The 13,131-nt window shown below is 66.8% G+C and carries 10 protein-coding genes and 1 pseudogene; 9 read left to right on the top strand and 2 right to left on the bottom strand.

Features of this window, described 5'->3' with window-relative positions:
- The first annotated feature begins 81 nt into the window (after positions 1 to 81).
- From VGI12_00170 to VGI12_00130, 9 genes and pseudogenes are all read left to right on the top strand, one after another.
- The gene (locus tag VGI12_00170) at positions 82 to 423 is read left to right on the top strand and encodes a cytochrome c (GenBank protein ID HEY2431053.1); all 342 of its coding nucleotides are present in this window, start codon (positions 82 to 84) and stop codon (positions 421 to 423) included.
- A gap of 31 nt (positions 424 to 454) precedes the next feature.
- Positions 455 to 682: pseudogene (locus VGI12_00165) on the top strand (hypothetical protein).
- A gap of 25 nt (positions 683 to 707) precedes the next feature.
- Entirely contained in the window at positions 708 to 1,121 is a 414-nt protein-coding gene (locus VGI12_00160; protein ID HEY2431052.1) for a hypothetical protein, read from the top strand.
- Positions 1,122 to 1,169: 48 nt separating this feature from the next.
- On the top strand, positions 1,170 to 3,614 hold the full coding sequence (gene fdnG / locus VGI12_00155) for a formate dehydrogenase-N subunit alpha (protein HEY2431051.1): 2,445 nt from the start codon (positions 1,170 to 1,172) through the stop codon (positions 3,612 to 3,614).
- Positions 3,611 to 5,800: a 4Fe-4S dicluster domain-containing protein gene (locus tag VGI12_00150; GenBank protein HEY2431050.1), complete on the top strand. Its 2,190-nt coding sequence runs from the start codon at positions 3,611 to 3,613 to the stop codon at positions 5,798 to 5,800. The genes fdnG and VGI12_00150 overlap by 4 nt, the downstream gene beginning before the upstream one ends.
- Positions 5,797 to 6,600 (top strand): formate dehydrogenase accessory protein FdhE, encoded by an 804-nt coding sequence (locus VGI12_00145; GenBank protein HEY2431049.1) that lies wholly within the window; start codon positions 5,797 to 5,799, stop codon positions 6,598 to 6,600. Before VGI12_00150 ends, VGI12_00145 begins: the two co-directional genes overlap by 4 nt.
- 86 nt (positions 6,601 to 6,686) lie before the next feature.
- Positions 6,687 to 7,679 carry a DmsE family decaheme c-type cytochrome gene (locus tag VGI12_00140; protein ID HEY2431048.1) on the top strand — a complete coding sequence of 331 codons (993 nt, stop codon included), beginning with the start codon at positions 6,687 to 6,689 and terminating at the stop codon, positions 7,677 to 7,679.
- 14 nt (positions 7,680 to 7,693) lie between these two features.
- Entirely contained in the window at positions 7,694 to 9,856 is a 2,163-nt protein-coding gene (locus tag VGI12_00135) for an MtrB/PioB family decaheme-associated outer membrane protein (protein ID HEY2431047.1), read from the top strand.
- Positions 9,853 to 11,229 carry a hypothetical protein gene (locus VGI12_00130; protein HEY2431046.1) on the top strand — a complete coding sequence of 459 codons (1,377 nt, stop codon included), beginning with the start codon at positions 9,853 to 9,855 and terminating at the stop codon, positions 11,227 to 11,229. The genes VGI12_00135 and VGI12_00130 overlap by 4 nt, the downstream gene beginning before the upstream one ends.
- A gap of 21 nt (positions 11,230 to 11,250) precedes the next feature.
- Here the strand turns inward: VGI12_00130 and VGI12_00125 are convergent, their stop codons facing one another.
- Both VGI12_00125 and VGI12_00120 read right to left on the bottom strand, forming a co-directional pair.
- Entirely contained in the window at positions 11,251 to 11,889 is a 639-nt protein-coding gene (locus tag VGI12_00125) for a DNA-3-methyladenine glycosylase (protein ID HEY2431045.1), read from the bottom strand.
- The gene (locus tag VGI12_00120; protein ID HEY2431044.1) at positions 11,886 to 13,100 is read right to left on the bottom strand and encodes a HEAT repeat domain-containing protein; all 1,215 of its coding nucleotides are present in this window, start codon (positions 13,098 to 13,100) and stop codon (positions 11,886 to 11,888) included. Before VGI12_00120 ends, VGI12_00125 begins: the two co-directional genes overlap by 4 nt.
- Between the last annotated feature and the right edge of the window lie 31 nt (positions 13,101 to 13,131).

Here is a 13,131-nt window from a genome sequence, read left to right as displayed (position 1 = left end):
GTCAAGTAAGACGGCAGGGCTTCGCCGGCACGCGATCTGCTTGTTCGATCTGCCTCAAAATCTCGGAGTGGAGGCTCAATGATGAAGACGGCGCTCGGGATAGCGGCGGTACTGATGATCGGCGCGGGCGTGCCCAGCGTGGCGGCCCAGGACGCGGCGCAGGTGAAAAAGGGGCAGGAAGTCTACACCGCGCAGAAGTGCTCCATGTGCCACCAGGTTGCGGGCAAGGGCAATAAGGCCAACCCCCTCGACGGTGTCGGCGCCAAGCTGTCGGCCGACGACATCAAAGAGTGGATTCATGATCCGGTGGCCGCGACGGCCAAGGCGAAGTCGACCAAGAAGCCCCCGATGCCGGCCAAGTACAAGAACCTGCCGGCGGCTGATGTCGACGCGCTCGTCGCCTACCTGCAAAGCCTGAAGTAAGCGCTCCTCTCTCAAACGAGGGCTCGAGTCTATGGCGGATCGAGGTCGTGGAGTCACTCGCCGAGATCTCCTGAGGCTGTCGATCGGCGGCGGCGCCGGCTTGGCGGTTGGCGGCCTGGTCGACTGGCCGGCGGCGGCCGCCGCGGCGCGAGCCCTCAAGCTCGCCGACGTTCAGGAGTTCACGACGTCGTGCAACTTCTGCTCGTGCGGGTGCGGCATGATCGCCTCGGTCCGCGACGGCAAGCTCGTCGCGATGGAGGGGGATTTCGACCACATCGTCAACCGTGGCTCGCTGTGCGTCAAGGGCATTTCGATGTCTCGCGACGCACGCCTCTCCGCAGCGCCTGACGACACCGCGCTATCGCGCGCCGGGCAGCGATCACTGGCAGGAGATCTCCTGGGACGACGCGATCACGCGCGTCGCGCAGAAGATCCGCAAGACGCGCGACGACACCTGGATCGCCACCGAGAAGGTCGATGCCCCGAAGCTGGTCGTGGACCTCATGGCCAGCGACGCGCGCGACCAGCGCGCCCTGCGGTTCGTGCCGCAGGAGCCCGGCGCCGAGGTCCCCGTCAACCGCACCGACGCCATCGGCTTCATGGGCGGCGCGCAGAATACGAACGAGGAGTGCTACCTCTTTCAGAAAGCGGCGCGGCTGCTCGGTCTGAGCTACGTCGAGCATCAGGCCCGGCTTTGACATAGCCCCACGGTCCCCGGTCTGGGGGCCACATTCGGACGCGGCGCGATGACGAACCACTGGATCGACCTGCAGAACTGCAAGACGATCCTCGTGGAAGGGAGCAACGTCGCCGAAAACCACCCCATGGCCTTCAAGTGGATCCGGAAGGCCCAGGAGAACGGCGCGACGATCATCCACGTCGATCCGCGGTTCACGCGGACGTCGGCGGCGGCCGACATCTACGCGCGGCTGCGTCCCGGCACCGACGCCGCGTTCCAGAACACGATGATCAACCACATCATCGTGAACAAGCTGTATGACGAGGACTACGTCGTCACGCACACGAACGCGCTGTTTCTCGGCGACGAGGCGTTCGAGTTCAAGGACGGCCTGTTCAGCGGCTACGACGCCGAGCACCACAAGTACGACACCAAGACCTGGGGCTATCAGCTCGACCCCAAGGGCAAGCCGCGGGTGGCGAAGAGCCTCGACGATCCGCACTCCGTGTTCGCGCGGCTGGCAACGTTCGTCTCGCGCTACACGCTGGAGATGGGCGAGCGGATTACCGGCGTGCCCGCGGATCAGATCCGCACGATCGCGGAGACGATGGCGAGAAACCGACCGGGGTCCATCCTCTACGCGCTGGGCATGACGCAGCACACGACCGGCGTGCAGGGCATCCGCGCGTTCACCATCCTGCAGCTGCTCCTCGGCAACATCGGCAAGCCGGGCGGCGGCGTCAATGCGCTGCGGGGCGAGCCGAACGTGCAGGGCGCCTGCGACATGGCGGTGCTCTACAACTACATGCCGGGCTACCTCAACTCGGCGACCAACGCCGAGCCCACGATCTATCACTACGTCCGCAAGAACGGCATCGCCGACAGCCGGTATCTCGTCAATACGCTGAAGGCGTTTTTCGGCGACGCCGCCACCGAAGAGAACGGCTACGGCTACGAGTGGCTGCCCAAGCGCGACGCCGCCAAGGATTACGGCACGCTGCCGATGTTCGAGGACGCGCTCGCCGGCAAGCTGAAGTTGCTGTGGGTCGTCGGCCAGAATCCCGCCGTCACGCTGCCCAACCTGACGCTGACGTTCGACGCGATGGCGAAACTCGAGACGCTCGTCCTACAGGAAATCTGGGAAACCGAGACCGCGGCCTTCTGGAAACGGCCCGGCGTCGACCCGAAGTCGATCAACACCGAGGTGATCCTTCTGCCCGCGGCGTTCTTCATGGAGAAGAACGGCACGATCAGCAACTCAGGCGGCATGGTGCAATGGCGCCACGCCGCGGTGAAGCCGCCAGGCCAGGCACGTCCCGACGGCGAGATCGTCGATCTCGTGTTCCGCAAGGTCCGGGAGCTGGTCAAGGACTCGACGGCCCCGCGTGACGAGATCATCAGGAAGGCGTCCTGGAGCTACACGACCGCGGAAGACGTCCTCCGCGAGATCAACGGCTACGCACTGCGCGACAACCCGGAGACGGGGCTCAAGAAAGGCGACCTCGTTCGCAAGGTCAGCGACCTCCGATCCGACGGATCGACATCGTCCGGCGCCTGGATCTACGCGGGGGTGTTCGCCAACGGCGAGAACCTGTCCAAGCGCCGCGACTCTCAAACGGATCCCGGCGGCCTCGGCCTCTATCCGGGCTTCGGGTGGACATGGCCGAACAACATGCGGATCCTCTACAACCGCGCATCGTGCGACCGCCACGGCAAGCCGTATCCGGGCGCGAAACCGATCGTATGGTGGGACGAGCAAGCGAAGAAGTGGGCGGGATACGACATTCCAGATGTCCCCGTCGCGACCGACGGACCCGACACGCCCAACGGCCAGCGCGCCTTCCATCTCGGTGCGGAAGGCGTCGGGCGCCTCTTCGCCGCGGTCTACTCGGATCCCGATCCCCGCTACACCGATTATTGGCGCGACGTCGCCTACGTGCCCAAGGACGGGCCGTTGCCTGAGATGTACGAGCCGGTCGAGAGCCCGGTGGAGAATCATCTGCATCCTGCGGTCAAGAGCAACCCGACGCTGAAGTATCCGCGCGTGCCGTCGCATCAGCCGATCGGTACGGTCGACAAGTTCCCCTACGTGCTGATGACGTCGACGGTGGCCGAGCACTGGTGCGCGGGATCGACGACGCGGAACATCCCCTGGTTGAACGAGCTCGTCCCTGAACCGATGTTGGAGCTGCCGATCAGCCTTGCGGAGAAGCTCACGGTGCAGTCGGGGGACTGGGTCCGCGTCTCGTCGGCGCGCGGCGAACTCGAGGTGAAGGCCCTCGTCACTCCGCGCATGAAAGCGCTGAAGATCGGCGACCAGGAAGTGACGGTCGTCTGGATGCCGTACAACTGGGGCTTCCAGGGACTGTCGACCGGTCCGAGCGTCAATCACCTGACGATCGACGCCTCGGATCCCGGCGCCGGCACCCAGGAAACCAAGGCCTGCCTGGTCAACGTCGTCAAGGTGCGCGACCGGAAAGTGCGCAAGCCGCTGCCGGGAGGACGGACATGAGCACCGTGGTCAATGCGGGCGCCTCGCGCTCGACGCTCGTCGACATCACCAAGTGCATCGGCTGCCGGGCCTGCCAGGTGGCCTGCAAGCAGTGGAACGACAAGGACGGCGAGTCCACGTCGTTCGAGGAAGATCTCGGCTTCCAGAATCCGGCCGTCCTGAGCGCCAAGACGCTGACGCTCATTTCTTTTCACGAACTGGTCAACGACAAGGCACAAGGCGGGGTCGACTACGCGTTCGCGATGCGGCGGTGCCTGCACTGCCTCGAGCCGGCGTGCGCGTCGGCCTGCCCGACCACGGCGCTCTACCGCCAGGACGACGGACCGGTCACCTACAGCGCCGACAAGTGCATCGGCTGCCGCTACTGCATCTGGGCGTGCCCGTGGGGGGTGCCGACCGCGGAGTGGGATTCGCTGGCGCCGAAGATCCAGAAATGCACGCACTGCGCCGACCGCTGCGATCAGCCGCTGCCCGCCTCGCGCAATGGCGTGCCGCTCACCGCCGCCGAGCAGACCCGCGCTCACGAGACCATCCAGGTGCCGGCGTGCGTGAAGGCGTGCCCCGCCGACGCGCTTCGCTACGGCACGCGCGACGACATGCTGAAGGAAGCGAACCGCCGGATCGCGGCGCGTCCCGGCAAGTACATCGACCACATCTACGGCGAAAAAGAAGCGGGCGGCACCAGCGTGCTCTACCTGTCGTCGGTGCCGTTCGAGAAGCTGGGGTTTCCGACGCTGTCAGAGGAGCCCTATCCGGCCAAGTCGAAGGTCGCGCTCGGGGCGGTCCCGCCGGCGGTGATGCTGATCGGCGCGCTCCTCGGGACGACTTACTCGTTTTTCAAGCGCCGGACGGCCGCGGGCGCCGGCCATCACCATCCGACGTTCGAGACGCTGAATCGCGCGCTGATGACGCCGTTCAACTGGGCGATGCTCGCGCTGGTGGCGCTCGGCGGCCTGTCGATTCTCTCGCGCTTCGTCCGCGGGCTCGGCGGCAGCACCAACCTCTCGAACACGTTCCCCTGGGGCCTGTGGATCGTCTTCGATCTGATTTGGATCGCGCTCGCCGCGGGCGCGTTCGCGACAGCCGGGATCATCTACGTCTTGCAGCGGAAGGACCTCTACTCGCTCGGTCGATCCGCCGTCTTCATCGGGTTCCTGAGCTACTCGTTCGTCACCGTGACGCTCATCGCCGACCTCGGTCTGCCGTGGCACTTCTATCAGCTCGGACTGAACGCGCCGGAGCATTCGGCGATGTTCGAGGTGTCGTGGTGCGTCGGTCTCTACGTCTCCGTGCTGCTGCTGGAGTTCCTGCCGGTGCCGCTCGAGCGCTACGGCTACACCGGCGCGCTGGCACTGTGGAAACGGTGGCAGGGAGCCTACGTCGCCTTCGCGGTCACGCTCTTCGTGTTCATGCTCTCGCGCAACGTGCTCTACACGGCCGGTACGGCGATCGTCTTCGCGACGCTGGCCTGGCTGTTCCGGACGCGCGATGGGGCCGCAGGGATCAACGACAAGCCCGAGCCGATCCTGCTCGCGATCGCGGCCGTCACGCTGTCGTCGATGCACCAGAGCTCGCTCGGTTCGCTCTTCCTGCTCATGCCCGAGAAGGTCGGCCCGCAGTGGTGGTCGCCGGTAATGCCGGTATCCTTCTTCCTGTCGTCGATCGCGGCCGGCACGGCCGTCGTGATCCTCGTGGAGATGTGGATCGCCAAGGGCTGGAAGCGGCCGCTGCGGATGACGCAGCTCGCCTCGCTCGCCCAGTTCACGGGCTGGTCACTGTTCGTCTATCTCGCGTTCCGCCTCGGCGACATGGCGCTGCGCGGACAGTTGGCCGGCGCCTTCAGCGGTCGCCTCGGGCTGCTGTTCCTGTCGGAGATCGGGCTCGGCGGCGTCGTGCCGCTCGTGCTGCTCGCGCGGCGCGACTGGCGGCTCAACCCGGCGCTGCTGCTGACGGCGACCGCGCTGACCGCCGCGGGCGTCACCTTCAACCGTATCAACGTCGTCCTGCTCGCGATGACGCTGCGCGGAGCGATGCCGCAGATCAGGCCCGAACTCTACACGCCGTCGCTCGTCGAGTGGGGGATCTCGATCGGCCTGATCGCCGCGACGATCTTCCTGTTCGGGCTTGCCGCGCGGCTGGTGCCGCTGCTGCCGGCCGACGACCCGCGACAGGTTGCGCACGGATGACCCTCGACGTCTGGGTCGGTTCGCACGCGTTCCTGCGGCCGCTCGCGAATCTGCACGCTCAACTCGAGGCCGCCGTCGCGGCGGCGGCGCCGCCGGAGCCGGCGCTGCCCGAATGGCGTACCTACGAATCCGAATTTGACGGCGGCGTTCCGCTGCTGGCGAGCACCGGCGCCGCCATCGACCTGGGCGCGATCGATGCCGCCGGCGACCGCGCCATCGAAGCGCTCAACGGCCACGCGCCGGACGATCCCGGGCTGCGCGAATGCGTCGCCTGGATGGCCCGGTCGGCGGCGTTGCGCCCCGTCGTTGACGCGTTCGCTGCCTGGCGCGACGACACACGCTGGATGCGGCCGTATTGTCCACTGTGCGGATCGGCACCCGCCATGGCGCAGCTGACCGGGATCGAGCCGGGCCGCCTGCGGCACCTGGTGTGCGGCCACTGCGCGACGCGCTGGCGGTACGGACGGACGACCTGCCCGTTCTGCGAAACCGAGTCGTCTCGGCTCTCGAGCCTCGCCGCCGAGGGCGAGTGTGGGCTTCGCATCGACTACTGCGAGACCTGCCGGGCCTATCTCAAGACCTACAACGGTCAGGGGCACGAAGCCGTACTTCTCGCCGACTGGACGTCACTGCACCTGGACCTCGCGGCGTGCGAGCGGGGCTGGCGGCGCGCGGCGGGCTCCCTTTACAGCTTCGACACGAACGATCCAGCGGCGCCTCCGGCATACCGGAGCGACTCCGACGATTCGGGGCTACCGGCAACGGCCGGCGGCTTAACCCGTGAATTGCTTAGGGATTAGCGCAATCTAATACTTGCGCCGTAGTGGTACGGTCCGTGCTCAGCAGCCGTCGCCGGGGAGGTCTCTTGCCGCAACGCTTCTTGTTCATGGCCGCGAGCGTTTTCGCTTGTGCAGTTCTGGTCCGGATGGCGGGAGGCGGCATACCTGACGCCGTTGTCTCGGCGGCCGCTCTGCAACAGGCCCCCGTCACGTTCTCGCAGGGTGCCGCGACGTCCGCACAGGCCAAGCCCGCCCCGCCCGCGCCCGCCGCGCTCCAGCCTGGCTACGTCGGCTCCGACACCTGCATCACGTGCCACGACAGCGAGGAAAAGTCGATCCTCGCGTCGAAGCACGGCGAAGCGAAGAACCCGCGCACGCCAGCGGCGACGCAGGGCTGCGAGAGCTGCCACGGCCCCGGCCAGGCGCATGTCGACGACGACGCCAAGGGACACATCAAGAAGTTCAAGGCGATGACGTCGGCCGAGACCAACCAGACGTGCCTGACGTGTCACAACCGCGGTACGCACGCCGGGTGGGAAGGCAGCGCACACGAGCGCCGCGACCTCTCCTGCACGACCTGCCACAGCGTGCACCACCCGGAATCGGCGGAAATGCAGCTAGTCAAGCCGACCGAGACCCAGGTGTGCGTGACGTGCCACCGCGCGCAGGTGGCCAAGACCGAACGCGCGGTCGCGCACATGCCGGTGCGCGAAGGGAAGATGTCGTGCAGTTCGTGCCACAACCCGCACGGATCGGTCAGCAACGTCAAGAACCTGAAGAGCGGCAGTTCGGTCAACGAACTCTGCACCACCTGCCACACCGAGATGCGCGGGCCGATGCTTTTCGAGCACGAGCCGGTGCGCGAGAACTGCACGACCTGCCATGATCCGCACGGCTCGTCCAACGATCGCATGCTCGTGGTGCGCATGCCGATGCTCTGCCAGCGCTGCCACATCGCCAGCAAGCACCCGGCGACGCTCTACGACACGGACCAGATCACGACGAATAAGAGCAATCGCATGTTCGGCCGGTCCTGCGTGAACTGCCATTCGAACATCCACGGTTCGAACCACCCGTCGGGACAGTTCTTCATGCGCTAGCGATGGAGCCGATCATGCGACGACTGCTGACGACCGTTTTCATCGCCTTACTGCCTACGATCGCACTGGCGCAGGCGCAGCCGCCCGCGGCGCCGGCGGCCGCCTCCCCGAGCGAGGAGCCACGCAGCCTCTTCGACGACAGCTGGAGACAGCTCTTCATCGGCGGACGCGGCACCAGCATCGACGGCGATCCCGCCCGCTTCCAGCGCTACCAGGACGAGCGCAACGGCGTGCTCCTCTCCGGGTTCCGCTACGCGGCCGTCCAGCCCGGCGGCGACTGGGCCTTCCACGCCAAGGCCGACAACGTCGGCTACTACGACCAGGAATACCACGCGAACTACGAGCGCACCGGCCGCTTCGCCCTGAGCGGTTCGTTCCAGGGCATCCCGCAGTTCTACAGCGTCGACACCAAGACGCCGTATACCGGCGTCGGCGGCGGCACGCTGGTCCTCGACGATGCCACGCAGCAGGCCATCCAGAACGGCGACCCGGCCAAACTCAACCTCTACGTGCCGATCGCGAACCAGTTCGACCTGCGGGAGCGGCGCGACATCGGCCACGTCGACTTCTCCGCAACACCAACCGCGCACGTCGACGTCCACGCGACTTTCACGACGCAGAAACACAGCGGCGAGCTGCCCTGGGGCGCGAGCTTCGGGTTCAGCAACGACGTCGAGGTGCCGCTGCCCTACGACTCGCGCACCAACGATTTCGCGATCGATACGGAGTGGACGAATTCGCAGAACATGCTGCGGGTGGGTTACAGCGGCTCGTGGTTCAACAATCTCCAGCCGACGCTGGTGTGGGACAGCCCGCTGCAGCTCACCGACACCTCCTCGGCGCCTGGACGTGGTCAGATGGCTCTCTGGCCGACCAACTCGGCGCAGACGATCAGCTTCGGCGGCTATCACAAGATGGCGCACCACACGCAGGTGACCGGCTTCTTCTCCTACGGCGACTGGAGCAACGACTCGCCGCTGCTGCCCTTCACCATCAACAGCGCCCTGCCGCAAATCGCGCTGCCGCGCGCGAGCACCGAGGGGGACGCGCACGTTTTCTCGACGAATCTCGGCCTCGTCTCTCACCCGTCCAAGGACTGGCGGTTCAGCGCGAAGTTCCGCAACTACACCTACGACAATGAGATGCCGGCCACCTCGATCACGCAGTACGTGGCCTACGACTCGAGCGTGTCGACGACGCCGACCGGCGGTCCCGATCTCTTCGCCCACAGCCGCACCAACTTCGACGCCGACGCCACCTGGAGTCACATCAAGTCTGTGGCCCTCACGGCTGGCTATACCCGGAACGACTACGGCTGGGACTTCCGCACCTTCCAGAGCTCGGGTGAGAACGTGCTGCGGCTGTCGGCCGACGCGGTCGGCACGACGTGGGCCACGTTCCGCGTCCAGTACGAGGCCAGCAGCCGCACCGGCTCAGGCCTCGACGAGACGCAGCTCACGGCGATCGGCGAACAGCCGTTGATGCGCAACTTCGATCTCGCGGATCGTATGCGCAACCGTTTCAGCGGCCAGGTCGACATCGTCCCGGCCGACGCCTGGACGATCAGTCTGTCGACCGGCGTCCTCAACGACGACTACAAGAACACGTTCTACGGGCTTCTCAGCTCCAAGGGCTACAACACGTCGGTTGCGGCCGACTACCACGTCGCGAACGGCCTCGGCGCGGGCGTCACCTACAACTATGAGAATTACGAAGGGCTGCAGCGCTCGCATGAAGGAGACTCGTCCGACGCGCAATTCAACGATCCCCTGCGCGACTGGACGGCCGACTCGACCGAGCGGGTCCACTACTTCTCGATCTATGCGACGCCGCCGCGCCTTGGACCGAAAACCGAGATCCGCTTCTCGTACGACTTCAGCCACGCGGAAGGCAATTATCTCTACGCGATTCCCACCGGCAGCCCGATCGCCACGCCCAATCAGCTGCCCAACGTGTTCAACAAGCTGCAGCAGCTGCACATCGACGCGCGGCACCGGCTGTCCGAGAAAATTGCGGCGACCTTCTCGTATCTCTACGAGCCGTTCAGCGTCTATGACTTCGCGTTCGATCCCAGCGTCGTCAATGGAATCGCGCAGCCCAGCTCGCTGGTGATGGGCTACGTGTACCGGCCGTATACGGCCAACTCCTTCGTTGTCGGCCTGCGGGTCAACTGGTGAGCCGCCCCGCGCCGCAGCTCCGCCATCCGCTGGCCATCGCCGGCGTCCTGATCACGACGGTCTCCGCCGCCGCGTTCATTGCCCTCCTCGCCGCCGAGCTTCTCGGCCTGTTCGAGAATCCATACGCCGGGCTGGTTGTCTTCGTGGCGGTGCCCGCCCTGTTCGTCGCAGGGCTGCTGCTGATTCCGGTCGGCATGTGGCTGCAGCGGCGCAGGATGGCCCGCAGCCCTGACGCGGTTCAGGAGTGGCCGGTCCTCGATTTCCGTCTCCCGCGCGTGCGCCGTTTCGCGCTCGTAGTCGCCGCCCTCACGACGGTGAATCTGGCCATCGTCCTGCTGGCCGGATATGGCAGCCTGCATTACATGGAGTCGCCGGTCTTCTGTGGCCAGGCGTGCCATACGCCGATGCAGCCGCAGTTCGTCGCCTGGCAGGCGGGGCCCCACGCGCGCATCGCCTGCGTTGGCTGCCACGTCGGGGAAGGGGCCCGCGGTTTCGCCGACGCCAAGATGGGAGGTACGCGCCAGCTCTGGCACGTGGTCACCGGCGCGGTACCGCGTCCCGTCCCACCGGGCGCGCATGATTTTGTCGGCGGTTTCAGCGTCACCTGCGCGCGCTGCCACCAGGCCACCAAAATCCCCGGAGACGTGATCCGCGTCAAGCGCGAGTATGCCGACGACGACAAGAACACCGCGACGATGACGGTGCTGCTGATGCATGTCGGCAGGGCCAACTCGAGCGGCCGCGCCATTCACTGGCACGCCGATCCCGCGACCCGCGTCGAGTTCCTGCCCGACGACGCGGCCCGCCAGACGATCAGTTACGTCAAGGTGACGTCGGCCGACGGCAACGTGAAGGAGTACTTCGCCGACGGCGCAGCCGGCAAGCAGGTCGACGCCTCGGTGCTGCGCCGGATGACCTGCGTCGACTGCCACAACATGGTCGGCCATCGCATCGCGACGGCGCCCGAGCAGGCGGTCGACAGGGCGATCGCCGACGGTACGGTGAGCCCGGCGCTGCCCTTCGCGCGGCGCGAAGGCGTGCGCCTGTTGAAAGCGTCGTACACGACGAGCGACGAGGCGTCTCGCAAGATCGACGAAGAACTGCGCCACTTCTACTCCGCGCAGACCGGCACCATCGACTCGCAGGCGCTCGGCCGCGCGGTCAGCGCGCTCCAGGACGCCTACGCACAGAACAACTTCCCGGCGATGAAGGTGACTTGGGGCACGTATCCCGACAATTCGGGGCACACCGCCTCGCTGGGATGCTTCCGCTGCCACGACGGCTCGCATACAGCGAAGGATGGATCGACCATCAACAGCGACTGTGAGTACTGCCACCGGCAGATCGACGCGCCCGCCAAGGCGAATCCCTGATCGAGACTCGCCGCTCCCGGGTCAGGGCTCTAGGAGCCGCCCCGGCTGTCGCCCCGATAAGGCACGACTGCCCCACGCCGCGACTCGCCATTCCTGCTCGACGCCAACGTTGAGGCCGATTCGCCGGCTCCAGGCGACCCTTCGCGCCGGCAGACCTCGATCTTCGATTCGGAGCGCGCCGCCGGTCAGGTCGGCGCAGTTCTGCGTCAGCGAAATGCCCAGCGCTTTCGTCAGGTTGCCTGGGCCGCGGCACAAGTCGTCGACAGCCGCATCGGCGCCCTTGCCTCGCCGCCGGCGCATCACGGCGATGCCTTCGAGCGGCTCGAGCGCGCGGATCAGCACGGCCGCCGGCCACCCTTCCGCCTCCGTCACGGCGTTGACGAGGTAGTGGATGCCGTAATTGAGATAAACGTAGGCGATGCCGGGCGGACCGTAAAGCGGTGCGTTGCGCCGGGTCGGACCCGGGGCCGCGTGGCAGGCGGGGTCGTTCTCGCCGATGTACGCTTCGGCTTCCACGATGACGCCGGAGACGGCGCCCGTGCGTGTCTCGTGAACGAGGACCTTGCCGATCAGGTCGCGCGCGACGTCGAGAGTCGGGCGGTTGTAAAAGCGGCGCGGCAGAACGCGAACCCGGGCGCGGCCGGCGCGGGCAGCGGTCAACGCGACTTGATGCGAGCGATAGCCCGGCTGGCCGCGGTGGCGACGGCCGGATCGGTGTCCTTAGCCACCGCTTCGAGCGCTGGCAGCGTCGACACGTCGCCAATCGCGCCCAGCACGTCGGCGACGGCGGCGCGAACGGCCGCGCCCGGCTCCTGCAGACGAGGAACCAGCGGGCCCGCCATGGGCGGCCCCAGTTCGACCAGATACTCCTGCGCGGACGGGATCGCCTTGGTGTCGTTCATCAGGTCGACCAGCCGTGCGGAGTAGTTGCGTCCGAGCTTCTGCAGCGCGAAGGCGCACGCCGCCCGGACCATCACGCTTTCGTCGGTCGTCACCATCCGTTCCAGCGACTCGATCGACGCGGCGTCGCCGGTCCGGCCAAGCCCCTCGGCAGCGGACCGGCGCATGTAGGGATCCTTGTCCTGCAGCCGCTCGGTGAACACCGGCACGCTGCTCCCCGCGCCGATCAGGGCGAGGCCGTGCAGGGCCGACCAGGCGCCCTCGCCCTTCTTGTAGAACGCCAGCTGCTCGGTCAGCGCCGGAATGGCGCGTGCTTCGTGGACGGCGCCGAGCGCGCGCATCGCGGCGAAGCGCACCTCCGGCTGCGAGTCATTGACCGCCTTGATCAGCGCATCGCCCATGCCTGGAAATTTCTGCCGTTCGATCACCCTGGCGACGCCGCTTCGGATTGCCGGGTCGTAGTGATCGAGGCCGCGGATCAACTTCGCCTGCTGGTCGGTCGAGATTGGCGGCCTGGCGACGATCCCGAACGCATAGATCGCTTCGAGCCGGACCTTCGAGTCGTGGTCGTCGATCGCCGTGAGGAGCGCGTCGAGCAGTTCCGGCGGCGCCGGTCGCGGCCAGACCGCGAGCGGCCCGAGGTCGAACGCCTGGAGCGCCACCCCGGAACTGCGCTTCTCGATCACGTAGCCGACCATCTTCTTGGTGCGGACGTCCTGATCGGGAAGGAAGAAGCTCAGCTCGGCGGAGATCGCCTCGAGCTGCACGTCATCGAACTGATCGACGACCAGGGGCGCCATCGGCGCGACGGCCTCCGGGTACTTCGCCTCGCGCAGAAGCCGGATCGCGGCGAGGCGCGCCTTCGGGTCCGGATTGCGCAGGTTGCGGACGACGTCTTCGAACGTCATCTGCTGCGCGGCAACAGTTGTGCTCGCAGCCAGCAGGAATGCCAGTGTCTTTGTAGCGGTCATCGGTCAGGCCCGAAGGAGTTCCGCAATTCTA

The sequence above is a fragment of the Vicinamibacterales bacterium genome (genome assembly GCA_036496585.1).
In the GTDB taxonomy this organism is placed as follows: domain Bacteria; phylum Acidobacteriota; class Vicinamibacteria; order Vicinamibacterales; family 2-12-FULL-66-21; genus JAICSD01.
Note: the sequence above shows the minus strand (reverse complement) of the source record. Positions and strands in the feature narration are given on the sequence as shown.

Coding starts and splice junctions, on each gene's coding strand:
- VGI12_00170 (HEY2431053.1), top strand. CDS start 82: ATGAAGACGGCGCTCGGGATAGCGGCGGTACTGATGATCGGCGCGGGC.
- fdnG (HEY2431051.1), top strand. CDS start 1,170: ATGACGAACCACTGGATCGACCTGCAGAACTGCAAGACGATCCTCGTG.
- VGI12_00150 (HEY2431050.1), top strand. CDS start 3,611: ATGAGCACCGTGGTCAATGCGGGCGCCTCGCGCTCGACGCTCGTCGAC.
- VGI12_00145 (HEY2431049.1), top strand. CDS start 5,797: ATGACCCTCGACGTCTGGGTCGGTTCGCACGCGTTCCTGCGGCCGCTC.
- VGI12_00140 (HEY2431048.1), top strand. CDS start 6,687: ATGGCCGCGAGCGTTTTCGCTTGTGCAGTTCTGGTCCGGATGGCGGGA.
- VGI12_00135 (HEY2431047.1), top strand. CDS start 7,694: ATGCGACGACTGCTGACGACCGTTTTCATCGCCTTACTGCCTACGATC.
- VGI12_00120 (HEY2431044.1), bottom strand. CDS start 13,100: ATGACCGCTACAAAGACACTGGCATTCCTGCTGGCTGCGAGCACAACT.